This is a genomic window from Paenibacillus oralis (assembly GCF_003863965.1).
Lineage (GTDB): Bacteria > Bacillota > Bacilli > Paenibacillales > Paenibacillaceae > Fontibacillus > Fontibacillus oralis.
The window spans coordinates 446,756-463,127 of sequence record NZ_RRCN01000001.1; the positions used below are offsets into that span (position 1 = coordinate 446,756).

Sequence of the window (16,372 nt, forward strand, 5' to 3'; positions counted from 1 at the left end):
CTGACCCTCTCCTTATTTCATTCCATCAAAAAAATCCAGCTCCGAGCTGTCCGTCTCGAACGGGAACAGCGCTTTGCGGCCCAAGAACAGGCCTTCATCCCGGCGGGCGACCGGCAGCACGTGGAACCCCCAATGATTGTCGTCGGCGAACACGAAAAACTTCGTCTCCCCGTTCACGATCGAGTCGGTGTCGTCCTGCGGAATCCGCTCCCCGTATTGCGCCTGAATGTCCTCGTACAGCACCGGCTTGTAAGACTTCGACCGGTTGTTGTAGCTGTACTGCTGCCGCAGCGTCCCGTCGCTGCCGCGCAGGAACAGGTCCAGCTGGACGACGTCCGACGGACGCGAAATCGCCCCCGGTGCGCTGTCGCTGCGGCGCAGGCTGCTGATCAGCTCCACCTCGCGGCGGTTATGGGTGAACGCGCTCACCGTATACGGGATCACCGCCGAGCGGGTCGTAATGCTCGCCTCGATCTCCCCGGCCTTGCGCGCGTTCAAATACCGGATGGCCCCGCGCAGGCAGGCCAGCTTCAGCTCGGGCACCCGCCCCTCCGAAGGCTTCTGGCGGAACTCGATGCTGCGCCCAGGCACAAATTCCTTCAACGCCTCGCGGAACACGTCGATCCGGCACGACTGCCCGGTCAGCTTAATAATCGAATACTCCCCAAGTGCGCCCGCCCGGTAAAAATCCTCAAGAAACCGCCGCACAACCTCGTAAATGTCCGCCTTGATGAGCTGCGTAATCTCCTGGATGTTGAACACCACGTCGGGAATTTCATATTCGTCCTTCAAATCGCCGCTCCGGAACACGGACAGGAACCAACGTTCCACCCGGGTCATCTCCAGCACGCCATCTCCCTGCGGCAGCGCCGCCCGGCTGCCGTAATGCATCCCATGTCCATCCGACGCGGACACACCATGCTCCGCCTGGAACCGGTTCATCAGCACGCCCGTTTTGCGGAAAAACTGCTCCTTCATTTCCTCGGCAATATCCCACAGAAAATAAAAATTGCTCCGCACCCGCATGTACTCCTCGCGGGAGCGGTTCTCATACATCGCGAACGCCGTCGGAATCACGGCCTCCGCTTCCTTGTACCTGCGCTCCAGCTCGGCGTAAACCGCGTCCACGCCCCGCTCGTCCACCTCCCGGAACAAATCGTTGCCCGGAAAAGCGATCAGCGCATCGATATCCGTCATGCCTTTTTTTCCTGTGTAGTAGTCCGCGAAGACGATTTTCAAAAACTGCATAATCCGATATGTAATGTTGTTGCCGCCAAAATGGGTGTCCCCGTTCTCATAGGTCGCCTCGATGGCGATCCGATAAGACATGTGCCCGTCCTCAACCCGGAAGGCACACGAGGACAAATCCGTCGTCCCGCCGCCGCAATCGATCACAAGCGCCTTGTATTCGGCGCCCTCGTCAAAGATATTGCGCTCGATCCCGTCGGCGATCGTGTTGTACAGCACGGCCATCCCTTCATCCAGCGCGTTCTCCTGCTCAATCCGGTAATCCGGCAAAAGCTCCGCGAACATATCCAGGTACGGCGTCTTCATCTTCACCGGAGAAGTGAAATGCAGCTGCTTGAACTTGCATTTGAATTGATGTTCGGCCATGCGGATCACGTATTCCAGATAAGCGCGCAGCAGCTCGGTCCGCGTCACAAGCGCGGTATTGCCTTCGCTGTCCATCACTTCGACTGTTTTCCCGTAATCGTTCACCCAGCGCTTCAGCCCCTGGAACACGGAGGCCCGGCTGCCGAAGCTGCTGCGCCGGCCGCTTTGCAGCGCCTCATGGCCAAAAACATACTTCACCCCGCCGGGGTCGGAGCAATCCGCCACGCCAACCGCCGTCGGCAAGGCCTCCGTCCGCTCGGGGCCATCCGGAGCGGGGAATTTAACGAAATTGATTTCGCCGAGCCGGATTTGCCCGTTCAGCGGATCGTGACCCGATGGGAACTTGGTGTAGCCCGGATATAGGTAGGCTCCCGCCGTTGTATTGCAGGTCCCGAAATCGATCGCCAGTACGGCGCCCGTCTCCTGGAGCTCGCAGATTTCCAGATCGGCCAGCGGGATTTTGTAGTAGTGGATATGGGTCGGGGGCAGCTCCCGTTCCTGGTAATACGTCTTGTACACGTATTCCGAATCCTGTCGGCGCAGAAACAACAGGCTGTACTGGCGGTTTGCCGTACGCCGCCACTCGCCGTCGTGATGCGCGGCCAAATAATAACCGCCCGGCCTTTCCTCGTCCCGGCGCAGATGAAAAACCCCGCACAGCTCCATCCGGTCATTGACGAGCAGCACGTTGGACTCCGCATATCCCGCCGGCGCCTTCACTTCGTAGCCGTCCATCCGCTCCACGGCGATCCCGGGATACAAAACGATGCGGGCCGGAACGCGAATGCCGCCGTCACCCTGCAGCGGAGCCTGCATATACTTGCGCATCGCCGTCTGTACCCGCTCGATTCCGCCTTCGCAGCGCGGTCCGATCAACAAACGCTCCTCCACGCCCAAATATTTCAAAATGATGCGGATCGTCTCTTCCCGGTCCAGCCGCTGGCTTAACCCTTCCACAAGCCGTTCCCGGTAACAGATGTTCCGGAGCTGGAACGTGGTCATTTCGGCGAGTTCCTCCCGCGAGTAACGGGCCTGTCCGCGCCCGCGCTCCCGGCCGGCGGAATCGGTATACAATTTAAATCCCCTCATGCGCTTTTTCCCTCCTGTATCGTGACGACGACGCCGTTTAGCCGCAACATTTTCGCGCCTTCCGCAGCGGCTTCTCCTCAATTCCCCAGACCATCCTTCGACCTTTTAAAAATAGCGGAATTTAATGTTCTTATTTTCCGGAGCCAGGCTTGTTCATCCCCAATAGGGGAATTTTTTGTCCTTATTTTCCTATGAATGGTCAAGATCGCAGGCATTTCCTTGCGGTTCGAAAAAATAGCGGCATAAAGTTCCTCTATTTCTCTTAAAATGGGGATAGCGGCGGAATAACGGTATTTTTTTCCTCTATTTTCTTGCTAGAGTCTCTCAGACAGCCTGAAAATCAATACAACGCGATCCGGTCCACGATCATCGTCTCCTCCGCGTCAATAATGCCGACATGGCAGTCCCAGTACACCTCGGTGCGGTAGCGGACCGGAAGGAACAGCTCCATCAGCGTCTCCAGCTTAAGCCGGCCTTGCTCGGTCCGCTTCTGGCCGATATAGAACAGCATTTCGTCCTTCTCCTCGCTGTTCACGTAGATCGTGGAGCGGCGGAACACGCGGCCGACCGCGCTTTTCAGCAGATGCAGCGGCTCACCGGTATCGTACATCCGCAGGATCGCGCCGGCGATAAATTCCTGTTCGTCGCGGTCAAACAGGCTCATGCGTTCTTTTACCCGCTCCCCGAACGCCCCGGACTTCATATCGCGCAGCACGAACCGGATGTAATACTCCCGCTTGTTCATACCCTGCATCAAATCGAGCTCGGCCAAAAAATGCATCAAAATATCGAACAGCACGCTCCGGAACTCGGGGTCTTCCGTCAGATTGATATCCAGCAGTTCGCCGAACAAAGCCGGGAACCGGTAATGGGGATTCACCTCGACCTCCAGACCGTGCTGCCCCGCGCCCGCGTTGAGTTCGTGCAGGCTCAGCTCCATATACGGCGAATACACTTTGGCCGGCAGGAACTTGACTTGCCGTTTTTCGATCCCGGCTTCTCCGGCCCGCACGAGCAGATCCCAAATGTAATTCAAGCCCATTCTCCTTCACAGCGGTATTCCGGGAACAAAAGCTGGACTTCCGAGACGAGAAAACTCATCACATCCTCGGCCATAAACGCAAGCCGGCTTGTGAAGCCGCGGTCGCCAAACTTCAGGCACATCCGCCATTTCCCGTTGTCCACCCGCACTTCATCGGTAATAAACCGGTTTAGCTCATACGTGATCGCCCGGCTTACGCCCGGCGGTCGAATTTCCACATCCGTCAGTTCCAGCGCCTCCGCCGCGACAAAAGAATGCACCAGCCGCAAAATCTCGCCCCGGGACCGGACGATCTGCCCCTGCTGGCGGCGGTAGCTGCCGATGAAATCCTCCTTCTGCCGGTTGGAGAGCAGCGCGTATCCCGGTCTGCTGACCACCGATTCAAAAGGCTCGACCAGCATTAGCACCCACCACATATCCGACTTCTCCAGCGGCGAGACGACGGTCAATTCCTCCGGTGTACGTTTGACGTAGCGGATGCTGTCATCGTCGACGTCCACGAGGTAACCGTGCTGTACGCCCGTTTTCCGTAAAGGCAGCACGTGCTCAAAGTTAACGCGGTCCGCGGCCGGCACGGGAAAACCGCCCGTCTTCAGCTCAAGGCGCTGGATGTTCCACAAAGGAATCATATCCGCCCGTTTGTACGGCTCATATTCTTCTAAATGAACGGTAAGCTCCAGCGCCTCTTCCTCCTCGCCGAGTTCTCCGTCCACCTCGGTCAGCACCGCGTCCACAAATTTATGGGCATACGGATGATTGACCGTTTTCCAGGGCAGCCCGTTGCTGAGGAAAACGTGATACAGCTTCTCGATCTCCCGGATGTACGTCATATTCCGCTCCAGCTTGAACTCCACGGCATAGCGGCCTTGGGACGTGGCCAGTTCCCCTTTGAACCGGCGGCCGCTGAGCAGCAGCTGCTGAATTTCCGCGTACTTGCATTCCAGAAAAAGCGTGCAGATCCGCACCTCTTCACCGCCGCGCAAGCCGGATACCACCGTCCGCAGATCGATTTTGCCCGCTTCCGTGTCCTCTGGAATCATCGGAAACAGGTACTCATGCAGCGGGTCCCATTCCTCCCTGGAGCACGCGGAGACGAAGACGTCGTATTTTCCGTCGTATTCGCCCACTTCCTCGAACACCCGGCGCTCCAGCTGCCGGTTCAGTTCTTCCTGGTATTCCACGAGATTCAGGAACACGCCGCTCATCAAATTGCGCAGCAGCCGGCGCTGCTGCAAATCCTCCATCTTGCTTAAGCGGTCCATGATAATATCCTTCATGAAGCGTTCCCTCCTTTGGAAGAAGACGGGTCTGCCGGGGAAGCCCCATTTGCCGCCCCGTTACCTGCCGAACCCGCTTCCGCATCGGTATTGGATGTGCCGTCCGTACCGGTATTGGATGTGTCGCCATCGCCCGTATCGGCATTATCCTTGCCATCCGCACCGTTATCGGCCTTGGCTCCCGTATCCGTCTTGTTACCGCCATCCCCGGTGTTTCCACCAGCCTTGTTACCGCCGTCTCCATCATTTCCACTGGTCTTCCCGGATCCGGCATTTCCACCGTTCGTGCCGTTGCCGCCAGCTTTGCCGTTACCGCTTGTTGTCCCGGCCGCGTCTTCACCGCCGCCCGACGGGGTCCCGGACTGCTCTTTAGCGGACGAACCCGCCGCCGCGCTTGACGCCTGCTGGCTTGCCCCGGCTTGGCCGCCGCCTGCCGAACCCGCCGCTGCTTGCTGCTGCTGATTCACATAACCCGCAGCGTTGCCGCCTGCCCCGGCAGCCTCACCGGATGAGGCCCCCGCCGGAACCGCGGGATGCAGCTTCTCATCGGCTTGGGAGATTTTGCGCTCCATCGCCAGTACCCGCTCCAGCTTATCAATTTCCTGATAAATTTCCTGCGCCAGCTTATAAGACTCAATCGCCGCGGCATAATCCATCGCGGCAAGGCTGCGATCGCCTTTTTTCTCCAAATTGTCCGCCTTCAGCGTTCTCGTTTCCTTGTAGATGTTGTCGATCTTGCTTTGCGTCTGCTCGATCTTCTCCTCCACTTTCTTTTGCCCGCTCTCGTATTCCGCTTCAATCGCCGCTTTCTTCGCTTTTAAATACACCTCGAGAGCTCCGTTGTAATCCTGACCCTGAAACAGCTTATCGCCTTCTTTGATCACCTCGGACAAGGCTTCAATCGCCCCGGCGCGTTCGATCCTGGCTTTGATATCCTCCGCCTTAAACGGCTTGTATTTGTCCGCTTGCTTCAGCGCGTCGTTGTAGCTGTCCACCGCCATATCGTAGCTGCCGTCCTGCACATAGCCATCGCCGTCGCTGAGGAACTGCGCCACCTGCTGCTTGCCGCGCAGCAGTTGAAAATGCAGCTTGTCCTTCAGCTTGCTGGCGGCGTTCTTCGCCTCGCTGTAGGACTTCAGCGCCTTGGCATAGTCGCCGGCGGAAGCGTACCGGTCCCCATCCTCCTCGCTCTCAACCATCAGGACGGCCGTCTGGGCCAGCTTTTCCGCTTGCTTCGCCTTGACGTACCAGACGCCGCCGCCGGCGATCGCCAGCGTCAGCAGCAGCATGGCGCCGCGCAAAATCCACTTTTTGATGTTTTTCGGTTTTTCCGTAAACGTCTTGTTCACATACACGGCAGCCGCCGTATAATTGCTGACCGATTTTTGCTGCTTGCTGAGCACGACCTCCTCCAGCGTATCGGTCAAGCTCTCCGGATCGCTCGCTTCCGCGAGCGCGTCCAGCATTTCCGGCAGGTCCACCTGCTCCCAGACGCCCTGGGTCGCCAGCAGCAGCACATCGCCGTCCGACAGCGGCATTTTGTCCGAAACATACGGCTCGAAGCGGTCGGGCCTGCCCATGTAATTCAGCAGATTGCCGCGTTCTTCGTGATTGTGGTTGCGGTCCTCGGCCAGCCTTCCCTGATCCAGCATCAGTTGCGTCAAGCTCTGATCCTTGGAGCGCAAATTCACCCGGCCGCCGCGGAATTGATACAGCCGCGCGTTCCCGCAGGTCGCCCACACCATCCGCGTATAATCCGTGACGACGACCAGCACGCTCGCCTTTAACCGGACCCGGCGGCTTTCGAATTTCAGCCATTCGTGCGCCGCCTCCAGATCCTGGCGAATTTTGCGGCGGGACATCGAAGGCTTTTCCATAAAGTTTTCCAGAATCACCTCAACCGCCATCTGCGCGCTGCGCACTTCCTTATCCAGGTCGAGGCCGTCCGCAATGACGTAGCAGGCCATGTCGTCGAGCTCCACGAAAGCGAAATAATCCCGGTTGTCGAAATGCGAACCCGCTTCGGAGACGAATGCTGTCTTAAAATCGCTGTTCTCCTTCCTCATGCGTTCCCCCGTTCCCCCCGTGCACACGCGCGAGGGTGATGATTAATGCTCCAGAATGAGGACCGTCGCATTATCCTGATGCTTGTAGCTCTTCCGCTCCACGCAAGCGATCATTTCCTCCGCCGTTTCCTGCGGCGGCATCCTTTGCATCAGGATCTCTTCCATCTCCACTTCCGTCAGCGCGTCATAGACGCCATCGCTGCACAGGATAACGATGTCCCCCGGCTCCAGCGGGATCGGCTCGCCGATCTCCATGCTCATAAAGCCCCCGTACCCCAAATAATTGGTCAGTTGATTTTTCATCGGATTGCCGCTGACCTCTTCCCGGCCGATCTCCCCCGCCAAATATCTGGCTTCGAGCACGCTCTCAAACGTATCCTTGGAATTCACCGGCAGAAACTCTCCGTCCCGGAACAGCAAAATCAGACTGTCCCCAACCGCGCCCCAATGCAGCCGATGATCCGAAATCACGACGGCGACAAGCGTCGTGCCTCCAATCGCTCCGCCAAGCTGCTCCATAATGGCCCGGTTGCTGACAATCGACGCCTTGTGAAAAAATTCCGGGATATCCCCGGCGTCATCCTGCTTCAGAAACTCCCGCGAAAACATCGTGACCGCCAGCGTGCTGGCCATCCGGCCGTTGGACACGCCGCTGATGCCGTCGGCAAGCACGGCCAGCGTGCCCACCTTGGTCACGGCGCTGGCGAAATAATCGTCCTGCTCCGCGCGCCGGCCGATCGTCTGCGCATTGCCGATCGAAATCTCCCGGTCCGGCTGCTGCTCCATATCCGCCGAAGGCGGCAAAGGCGCCGCCGTCCGGGCCGGACCCGCGCCAATGGCCGCGCGCAGCCGTTGGCGCAGGACGATCAAAACAGCGACCACAACAAGCACCGCCGCGTAGACCACGAGCACATCAGTAGTGAACCAATCATCCATCCCCATCATCCCGGCTCCTAACCGTTATCCCACTCGAAATGCGGACCGCATAACGGCACAAACACAAACTTGCTGTGCCCGAGTTGGATCAAATCGTAGGCGTTGAGCTCCACGGGAGAGTACACCGCCTCATTGTTGTGGTAAGCAAGTCCCGAGGCATCGCCCGGCAGCAGGTAAAAGTTGCGCTTCTTCGGATCATAGACGATGACCGCATGATTGCGTCTGGACACGGCGTTGTCCCCGATGATCCGGATATGCATCTCTTCGGCGCGGCCGATGAAGTTTTTCTCCGCCATGATCCGGTAGTCTTGACCCATTTGCGGGCCTTCGACGCACACCAGCCAGCCGGTTACCGGCTGAATCCCGGTCGTTTCCCCCAGGTAAGGCATCGTTTTCTCATCCATGTCCGCGGCGGCCGCAGGGCTCTGCGCGTTTTTGGGCGCGCGGGCGGGCTGCTCCACGGTCGTATTGCAGTAGGGGCATGTGTTGCCGTGCTTTCTCGAACTAAACATATGCCCGTTCATACATCTCGTCAGGCTCATTTTTCGATTCATTCCTCCGTATGTAAATGTAAGTGGGAGTACCGCTTATTTAATCAACAGCCTGGTGTTCGCGATAAAAATCATATCTCCCGCACCGACCCGTACCGGCTCTTCGGCAATGAGCCGATTCGCGTCGCTGCGTCCCGCCTTGCGAATTCCCGTCCCGCTGTAAGATTCCGCGTCCTCGATATACCATTCGGCGCCAACGCGGTTCAATACGGCATGTTCCGGGCTGACCAGCGAGGCGTACTCGCAATCCGTCAAATCGATATCCACTTCGCCTTGATCCGATTTCTTGCCGATCAATACGGACGTCTCCCCTTTTATCAGCCATTCCTTCACCCGTTCTCCATCGTCATCCAGCAGCACGATTTTGCTCACTTCCTGCGGCTTCCTGCCCGGACTCAGCTTCGGGTCGCCCCCCGTCCAGAGGATGGCCGAGATGATCACGGCGGACACCGCAACCGTGCCCATTTGCGCCACATAATAAACCGGCCGCAGCAATACATAGATCACCAAACCGACCAGTATGGCGTATATCATGAGTTCAATATATAAGATCCAAGCGGATTTCTCCGTCTTCACAGGCAGCTACCCCCGTCAGATGAATTCATCTCAATTGTTATTTCTTGCGATAGCCGAAAAAGCTATTGAACAAGGCGGAAGTATCCAGCGGATTTTTCCCTTCGGCTTCCTTCCCTTGTTCCGAGTCCTTCTGCCCTTTGCGCGGCATGGCAAAAAACTGCTCAAACTGCTCCCTCATCCGCGCGGGATCGAAAGGTTCCGCTGCCGCCGCCCCTCCGCCGGTCCGCCGCTGCGCTTCCGGCCCCGGCTTTCCGCTGCCTCCCGGCGCGCCGAAGTTCCCGCGCTGCAAGCGCTCATCGTAAGCGGCCCGGCGCTCCGCGTCGCTTAACGTTTCATAGGCTTCAACGATGTCTTTAAATCTTTGCTCCGCCTGGGGATCTCCGCGGTTTGCATCCGGATGATGGCGCTTGGCCAGCTTGCGGTAAGCAGCCTTGATCTCGGAGGCTTCCGCGTTCCGGGAAACGCCCAGCCGTTCGTAATAGTCCGCCAAATGTTCTCCTACTTTCGAATTCGTGATAGGTATAGTAAATCTCAAGAGGCCCCGGGCCTCTTGAGATTTACGAAATGCGGGCGCCCGCGCGCCCTATGAAGCAAGCTTAGATGTCGTTGACCGGATAGCCGCCGTTGAGCTTGGCCAGTTCGGTCTTGTCTTTCTTCTGCTTCACATAGAGCTCGAATTGCCCGATGCCTTCGGTGTCGCCAAACGCTTCCTTATAGTCGACCACAAATGCGTTCGGGAATACGATCTCCCGCACCACCTGGTTGGCGGCGATGACTTCCAGCGTCAGCTTGCGGTAGCAGTCCGCTTTTTCCGCAGGAACCAGCGACCACAGGGCCAGCTTCAGCGTATCGTCGGCTTTGTCGCCGTCGGTCGCCGTGATGATTTTGCCGATAATTCTCAGCGTGGAACCCACGTCCGTGGATCTGGCGTTGGAGTCGTCCGGCGTATCGGTGTCATAATACACCTTCTGGATGTTGTCCAATCCCAGTTCGATCGTTTCGGCACCTTCAACTTTCAGTCTGAATCCCATAAATACATCCTCCTCAAGGTAAAAATATGATGGCTCCAGGGCGTTGCTATCCAAGTGGACAGCCCGCCCCGGAATTTATGTAACGAGGGCGGTCACCGGATGGCAGCCGGTCCTCCTACATACGAAAATTGTGCTCGAATATGCCTAAGCTTTGACGGGGCTTGTGCCCTTGGTGATCATCACTTCGAGATTTTTCACGTTGCCATTGTAGATCAAGTCGATATGGCAAAGGTTGTTTTTCTCGTCGATGACGTAATTCATATCGTCCCCGTCATAGATGATCGAGTTGATGAAGCCTCGCTTGGCCAGCCATTGACTCTTCTGGCTGGTCGGGTTGTTGCTGAAAAATTTAATAATATTTTCATGCTTGAAGTCGGCGGTCTGGAAGCGTAAAATCCGCTCGATATACGTGCTGACCAGCGTCTTGTAAATCGAGTCGAATCCGTCCTCGGACGCCGCCAGGCTTCTCGCTTTGTAAACAGTGATGCGGCGAATGTCTTTACCCTGGAGCTGTGCGTTTTCCGAGGAGAAAACAAAGCCGAAATTTTTCCGGTTGATCGAATCCTTGATCGTATTCGTGAAGCCGGTGATTTCTTTGGCCATGGTCGTCACGGCGCGCAGGCTGTTGTCCCCCGCTTCGATGTCGAAGCGCACGCCCGGAAACTCCTTGCTTGTGTTCTTGAACGATTCCCGCAGGTATTCCGGACACTGATAAGCGGCCGCAATCCCGGCGGCGACGTAAGACGCCCCCACGTAAACGCCCTCGATCCACAGCTTCAGAATGTCTTCCTTCTCGCGGGAGAGCTGAGCCGCCCCGCCTTCGGTTTTAACCATGCGGCTGTCGATGATCACGCCCGACTTCTCCTTGGGGATGACCGTGAAGTTCGGCAGACACGGGATGGCGAATTCGCTGTAATCCTTGCGGATGAGCGGCGCACATTTGTCAATGTATTTGTCGACTCCCGAGGTGGCGATGTTGTTGAACGTCGTCTCCTCGCCCGATTCGAAGCTGAAGAAAACCTGCACCTTGAATTCCTTCACGACCGTAAGCAGCATCGCCAGCGATTCCATGTTGTTGCCGTCCTGCTTGACGATTTTCTCGTTGCCCTTAAAGCGCTCGCGGCTGACTTTCACTTTGCCCGCGCTTTCCAGCTCGACCGAAGGCACGATGCCAAACCAGATCGTATCCGTGAAATCGTTTTTCGCGTTAACGGTGTTCAGATACGTCTCCAGCCGCGGGATGTTGGAGCTCTTGACGGTCATCTCCAGCTTGCTGTTCGTGACGAGCATTGACGGCTGCATCCCTCTGTTCTTCACGGCATATTGGTCAAAAAACATTTTCACGCCCAAAATTTTCTCCACGAGCGGTTTGACCGTTTTTACAAAATCGTCCTTGGCCGTCTTGTAAAATTCCAGATACGTGTTGTAATTTTGCACTTCCTGTTCCACGTTGACTTCCGTGCTTACGGCCGGCAACGGGCTAAAGGTACGTACAACCAAATCGCGAACATAACCGGATGGAGCCTCCGTAATCGAGTTGTAATCATCTTCGAAGACAACCGCCAACCCGTTGGAGCCCTTCTCGTCGAGCAGCACCAGCTCCGTGCTTTCGCTCTTCGGCGCTTCGATGATTTTCAATTCGCCGCTTTCTCCGATCGTCAGCATCCCGATCTGCACCGCTTCGGCGTCTTTTTCCTCACTGGAGCCTCCCAGCAGAAGCCGTGTTTTAATGTCCTCGATCGCCAGCGGCAGCATCGCCATCACATTGTTATAATTTGCACTTGCCTCTTCAAACATCGCATTCAGCTTGTCGCCCAAATCCAACTTCTTCGGATCTTCTTCATCCAGTTTGTCATATTGTCCGTACAAGTAATGGATTTCTTTGCGCACCTGCCGGATATCGTCCATAACCTTTTTCGGTGAAATCATATCGAGCAAATTCTCGAATTTGAAATCGACGTTGGTCATGCCCTGGCTCCGCTTCGTATCGATCAGCGTAAACAGCATTTTCAGAAAATCGTTGTTCTGGTCGATCCGGATTTCCGAAATCGCATCTTCCGCGATGCCCTCGGGTTTTTTCAGCGTATAAACGACTTTCTGGTTGGCCGCATTGAAAAACGAATACACGCACGGCGAAAACTTGGTCAAAAATTCGTCAAAGCTGCGTATGAGCAGATGCTCGTTGATCTCCTTGATCTTGTCGTCGCTTAAGCTGTCGATCCCTTTGACATCGCCCACAATTGTCAGCAAGTCCAGTTTCTCCGGATTGATCTCATCAAACAGCATCGTCCGATTGGTTTGATTGATGATATCCATATGATCTTTTTGTCCTCCTCCCGCTTCTTCAAAGACGCATTACCTATGCCAAAAACCCCATAATTCATGCGGCTGTAGCCCCCTAAAATAGTGCTCTGTGTTTAGGTTCTTTCCAAACCGGCACCTTCCGGTCAGGCCTTTAGGGGTAATCATAAACAGCGTCCGCCTAAATTGTCAATCTGTAGCATTTGCTCCCGAAATAAGGATTTTAGACCTATAGAAAAACCTATGAAAGGGATGATTATCCAATCAGAGACCTATTTTTTGGAAGTCTATACAAATTCAAAATGGTTAGTCCGATATAAAGGGGATAGTTGATAGATAGTTTAATATATCTATTTTGTAATTTTTAGATAATTGAGGTGGGTATTGGATAATGGTTCAAAAGAAGAATCGACACATTATTACATTTTTCATCATTTCTAGGACTATACTCCTGTTTTTTCTTTTGGCTGTAACGGCTTGCTCTTTTGCCGTTCCCGTTCAGGCCGCCGTACAGCAGCAAGAGCCGCAAAATCAGGAAGCCTTTGACGCCATCTTCGTGCTCGACACGAGCTACTCGATGAACCATGCCGATCCGGACAAAATGGCGGGCGAGGTCGTGCGCATGTTTATGGATATCAGCGACGCCAGCCGGACGCGCATCGGATTCGCCGCCTACAATCATCAAATCGTGAATTCCATGCCGCTTACCCCGATCTCCGTCGCTTCCAAACGGGACGAGATCAAGCGGCAGATCGAGGGGCTCCGCCGGACGGGCTACACCGATCTGGGCCTGGGCCTGCTCACGGGCAGCAAGCTGCTGACGGCATCCGCAAACGGCGGGCAAACGGAAGGACGCAAACCGTTTCTCATCCTGCTGTCCGACGGAGAAACGGATTTCGGCCCTTACCGGCAATCCAGAACCAAGGAAGATTCGGCGAAAGACAGCGATACCGCGATCGCCATGGCCCAAAAACACGGGTACCCCATTTACACGATCGGCCTGAATCATGATGGCACGGTAAATCCCGATGAACTGAAACGAATCGCGCAAAATACCGGGGGCGCTTTCTATACGACCAGCAGCGCGGATGATTTGCCGGAAATTTTCAACCAGATTTTCGCCCGGGAAATGCGCTCCGTGCTCATGCCCGTGGCCGGGGTGACCGCTTCCGGTAAGTTGCAGGAGCTCCAGGTGGAGATCCCCAACTCTTCGATGAGCGAGGCCAACATCATCTTGTTATCCGCGCACCCGTTGAAGGACGCGCAGTTGTTCTACAGTTCCAAAAATATTCGCATGTTCAAGTCGAACAGCTACACCCTGCTGAAAATCACCGCGCCGAAAAAGGGAACCGCGACGCTCAAATTCAAGGGCAACTCGGGGAATTTGGTGAAAATCAGCTTGCTCGGCAGCTACGCCATGGAGGCGAAAGCCAAGCTGGCGAAGGGGGAGGCGGTAAAGGGAAAACCCGCCGGAATCGAAGCGTTTCTGATCGACGCCAATTCGAACGAGCCGTTGGAGGAGAAGGAGCTTTATCAGGGACTCAGCGCAGAACTGGTCGTTTTGGATAAAGCCGCCAAAACCGAAAACGCAGTAGAGATGAAAAACGAAGGAACAAGATTTTATGCCGAGTACACGTTCAGCGCTTCGGGGGAATACGAGTGGTATGTGAAAATGGAGGGAGATACCTTTTTCCGGGATACGCCGGCAAATGTTCAAAAGATCGTTAATCTGGCGCCGGTTATTCAAGGAAAAGGGCAGCTTCAGTTGACGAAAGAAGACGGGCTGACGGAGTATGATTTAAACACGTTGTTCCTTGATGAAAACGGGGACAAGCTGAGCTTTGCGCTGGAGGACGCGGCGGGCAAGGCGGCCCGGGCCGAACTGGTCGGCGACCAATTGAACATTTCGCCGCTGCGGACCGGCGGAGCGGAGCTTACGATTACCGCCACCGATCCGGAAGGCGCCCAGGTAACAGCCCATTTGAAGCTGAATGTTAAATCCAAATATACGGTGCTGAAATGGTCCATCGCCGCAGGAATTGCGCTGGCGCTGATCGGCGTTGCCCTGTATTTCTGGCTGCGGCCCAAGCCGGCTTTTGCCGGAAAGCTGGAGGGATATTTCCTGGCTACGGCCAGCGGCAGCGAAATTCCGGTCAAATCGTGGCCGCTCACCTCGTTTGACGGCCGAACCGTCAATCTTGGCGAGCTGTTCCAAAGCCTCGACGTCAACGAACCGCTGCCGGAAGCGCGGAATATTCACTTTACGGCCGGTAAGGGTGGCATCTTGATCGTTCAAAACAAATCGCGCTGCTCGCTGGTTCGCAACCGTACGCCGCTCGCCAGCAATAAACGGGAAACCCTCGAATACAACGACAAGCTGTACATCACCTTCGAGGATGGGATTACCGAACTGGAACTGCGTTACAAAGCGATCAAGCCAAGCACTAATATTTATACCCGCGCCGATTCAGCCAGCTGAGCCTATGTTCGAGGCGAATGGCCGCTTTGAACCGGTTCAGCGACACGCGGCGTTTGTCCGCCGAAACGGCAAGTCCCCGTTCGACCGCCCGGGACAGAAACGGCCAGGCGCGTTTCATCTCCGCACCGGCCAGCTCCTGCCGCTCCTCGAACAAGCGTTTGCGGACATCGGTGGGAGCCTGGCCCCGGCAGCAAAAATACAGCACGGCGGCCAGGCTGTAAATATCGCTTTCCGGACCCTGGCGGGACTGCTCGGAATACAATTCAAGCGGGGAATATCCCGCCGTTGTCAAAATCGGCCGGCGCTCTTGCGTTTCACCCGTTGCCGCCGCCGAGCCAAAATCAAGCAGCCTGCACGCCCCGCCGCTTGAGATCATCAGGTTGCCCGGCTTCAAGTCCCGGTGAATGATGCCAAAGCGGTGCAAATAATCCAGCGTGTCGATTAACGGGAGGATCGTTTCGTAGAAAAAACGCGGTGTAATTGCTGCCTTATTTGCAGCTATGTATTTATCGAGCGTGACGCCTTCGCAATATTCCATCACGATATACGCCGTCCCATTCTGTTCAAAACGGTCCAGGCAGCGCACGATTCCCGGGTGCTCAAGCTTCTCCAGCAGCGCCCCTTCTTGCTGAAAAGCACTCCAAAGCACCGCGTATTTGTCGGCCGCCGTGCCGGCCTTGCGGCGCAGTGTTGATCCGTCCTTGCTTCTGTACACGAATCGTCCCGGGCAAAATTCCTTCACAACGCATCTGCTTCCATCCGTTTCATTTCGCGCGGCATACACAACCGCCAGCTCGCTGACGGAAAGGACCTTGCGGATGCGGTATTGGCTGCGGGAAGAAGCTTCGCCTTGCCCGCCGATTCTGGCATTTCGTTTTAACTCAAGCCCAAGCATTTGATCACGATTCACCTTTCAACGGTTTATGGGCTTATTTTAACACATTAAATCAATGTCCGGAGGTTGTCCGCAGATTTTGCATCACACCCCCCGCCCGGTATAAACTAAAAGCATACCAAACCTATTTAATCCTACTCCCGGGGTGATTTTAGATTGAGCGTCAGCATCATTGTCGAAGGCAAAAACGACCGCAGCAAGCTGCGCCGCCTGCTGGGCGATGAGGTGCGCATCCTTTGCACCTTTGGCACACTGAACACGGCAAAACTCGAATCCCTGCGCAAGCAGACGGGGGACGACGAGCTTTATCTGTTTCTGGACAACGACCCGTCCGGGAAAAGAATCCGCGCCGTCCTCAGGGACGCTTTTCCCGATGCCGAACAAATCTATACTAGACGAGGGTACGCCGGGGTAGAAGGAACGCCTGACGAATATTTAATCGCCCAATTGGAAAAAGCCGGACTGGAGGAATTTATTGTATATCCTCCGCCGGCTTCGTACTAGGCTGTTATATA

Annotated in this window: 13 protein-coding genes; 2 read left to right on the forward strand and 11 right to left on the reverse strand. The window is 55.8% G+C overall.

The genetic code is table 11. The annotated features are described in order from the left end of the window. Positions 1-12: 12 nt before the first annotated feature. The 10 genes from EHV15_RS02110 to EHV15_RS02155 form a co-directional block, all read right to left on the reverse strand. Positions 13-2,703, reverse strand: a complete 2,691-nt coding sequence (locus tag EHV15_RS02110) for an Hsp70 family protein (RefSeq protein WP_128629821.1) — start codon at positions 2,701-2,703, stop codon at positions 13-15. A gap of 340 nt (positions 2,704-3,043) precedes the next feature. Then, the gene (locus EHV15_RS02115; protein ID WP_128629822.1) at positions 3,044-3,745 is read right to left on the reverse strand and encodes an iron-dependent peroxidase; all 702 of its coding nucleotides are present in this window, start codon (positions 3,743-3,745) and stop codon (positions 3,044-3,046) included. Further along, positions 3,736-5,022 carry a normocyte-binding protein gene (locus tag EHV15_RS02120; protein ID WP_128629823.1) on the reverse strand — a complete coding sequence of 429 codons (1,287 nt, stop codon included), beginning with the start codon at positions 5,020-5,022 and terminating at the stop codon, positions 3,736-3,738. The genes EHV15_RS02115 and EHV15_RS02120 overlap by 10 nt, the downstream gene beginning before the upstream one ends. Continuing rightward, on the reverse strand, positions 5,019-7,088 hold the full coding sequence (locus EHV15_RS02125; protein ID WP_128629824.1) for a serine/threonine protein phosphatase: 2,070 nt from the start codon (positions 7,086-7,088) through the stop codon (positions 5,019-5,021). The genes EHV15_RS02120 and EHV15_RS02125 overlap by 4 nt, the downstream gene beginning before the upstream one ends. A 42-nt stretch (positions 7,089-7,130) precedes the next feature. Then, positions 7,131-8,030, reverse strand: a complete 900-nt coding sequence (locus tag EHV15_RS02130; RefSeq protein ID WP_128635131.1) for a PP2C family protein-serine/threonine phosphatase — start codon at positions 8,028-8,030, stop codon at positions 7,131-7,133. An 11-nt stretch (positions 8,031-8,041) separates the two neighbouring features. After that, a complete protein-coding gene (locus EHV15_RS02135; protein ID WP_128629825.1) occupies positions 8,042-8,566 on the reverse strand; it encodes an FHA domain-containing protein in 525 nt (174 codons plus the stop codon). A 45-nt stretch (positions 8,567-8,611) separates the two neighbouring features. Continuing rightward, complete coding sequence (locus EHV15_RS02140; protein WP_246061260.1) at positions 8,612-9,151, reverse strand: FHA domain-containing protein; 540 nt, start codon at positions 9,149-9,151, stop codon at positions 8,612-8,614. Between the two features lie 37 nt (positions 9,152-9,188). Further along, entirely contained in the window at positions 9,189-9,686 is a 498-nt protein-coding gene (locus EHV15_RS02145) for a DnaJ domain-containing protein (protein WP_246061262.1), read from the reverse strand. A 61-nt stretch (positions 9,687-9,747) separates the two neighbouring features. Further along, positions 9,748-10,182, reverse strand: coding sequence for a membrane-associated protease 1 (locus tag EHV15_RS02150; protein WP_128629826.1), 435 nt, complete (start codon positions 10,180-10,182; stop codon positions 9,748-9,750). A 144-nt stretch (positions 10,183-10,326) separates the two neighbouring features. After that, positions 10,327-12,498: a transcriptional regulator gene (locus tag EHV15_RS02155; protein ID WP_128629827.1), complete on the reverse strand. Its 2,172-nt coding sequence runs from the start codon at positions 12,496-12,498 to the stop codon at positions 10,327-10,329. A gap of 376 nt (positions 12,499-12,874) precedes the next feature. Between EHV15_RS02155 and EHV15_RS02160 the strand changes: the two genes are divergently transcribed. Continuing rightward, positions 12,875-14,962 (forward strand): vWA domain-containing protein, encoded by a 2,088-nt coding sequence (locus EHV15_RS02160; protein WP_128629828.1) that lies wholly within the window; start codon positions 12,875-12,877, stop codon positions 14,960-14,962. Here EHV15_RS02160 and EHV15_RS02165 read toward each other — a convergent pair. Next, positions 14,928-15,857: a serine/threonine-protein kinase gene (locus EHV15_RS02165; RefSeq protein WP_178075726.1), complete on the reverse strand. Its 930-nt coding sequence runs from the start codon at positions 15,855-15,857 to the stop codon at positions 14,928-14,930. The genes EHV15_RS02160 and EHV15_RS02165 overlap by 35 nt on opposite strands. A 156-nt stretch (positions 15,858-16,013) precedes the next feature. Between EHV15_RS02165 and EHV15_RS02170 the strand changes: the two genes are divergently transcribed. Then, positions 16,014-16,361, forward strand: a complete 348-nt coding sequence (locus EHV15_RS02170) for a toprim domain-containing protein (RefSeq protein WP_128629830.1) — start codon at positions 16,014-16,016, stop codon at positions 16,359-16,361. Positions 16,362-16,372 lie beyond the last annotated feature (11 nt).

Bases quoted from the DNA above. Each gene is read 5' to 3' on its own strand.
- EHV15_RS02160 (WP_128629828.1), top strand. From the start codon at position 12,875: ATGGTTCAAAAGAAGAATCGACACATTATTACATTTTTCATCATTTCT.
- EHV15_RS02130 (WP_128635131.1), bottom strand. From the start codon at position 8,030: ATGGGGATGGATGATTGGTTCACTACTGATGTGCTCGTGGTCTACGCG.
- EHV15_RS02110 (WP_128629821.1), bottom strand. From the start codon at position 2,703: ATGAGGGGATTTAAATTGTATACCGATTCCGCCGGCCGGGAGCGCGGG.
- EHV15_RS02155 (WP_128629827.1), bottom strand. From the start codon at position 12,498: ATGGATATCATCAATCAAACCAATCGGACGATGCTGTTTGATGAGATC.
- EHV15_RS02135 (WP_128629825.1), bottom strand. From the start codon at position 8,566: ATGAGCCTGACGAGATGTATGAACGGGCATATGTTTAGTTCGAGAAAG.
- EHV15_RS02120 (WP_128629823.1), bottom strand. From the start codon at position 5,022: ATGAAGGATATTATCATGGACCGCTTAAGCAAGATGGAGGATTTGCAG.
- EHV15_RS02115 (WP_128629822.1), bottom strand. From the start codon at position 3,745: ATGGGCTTGAATTACATTTGGGATCTGCTCGTGCGGGCCGGAGAAGCC.
- EHV15_RS02150 (WP_128629826.1), bottom strand. From the start codon at position 10,182: ATGGGATTCAGACTGAAAGTTGAAGGTGCCGAAACGATCGAACTGGGA.
- EHV15_RS02165 (WP_178075726.1), bottom strand. From the start codon at position 15,857: ATGCTTGGGCTTGAGTTAAAACGAAATGCCAGAATCGGCGGGCAAGGC.
- EHV15_RS02125 (WP_128629824.1), bottom strand. From the start codon at position 7,088: ATGAGGAAGGAGAACAGCGATTTTAAGACAGCATTCGTCTCCGAAGCG.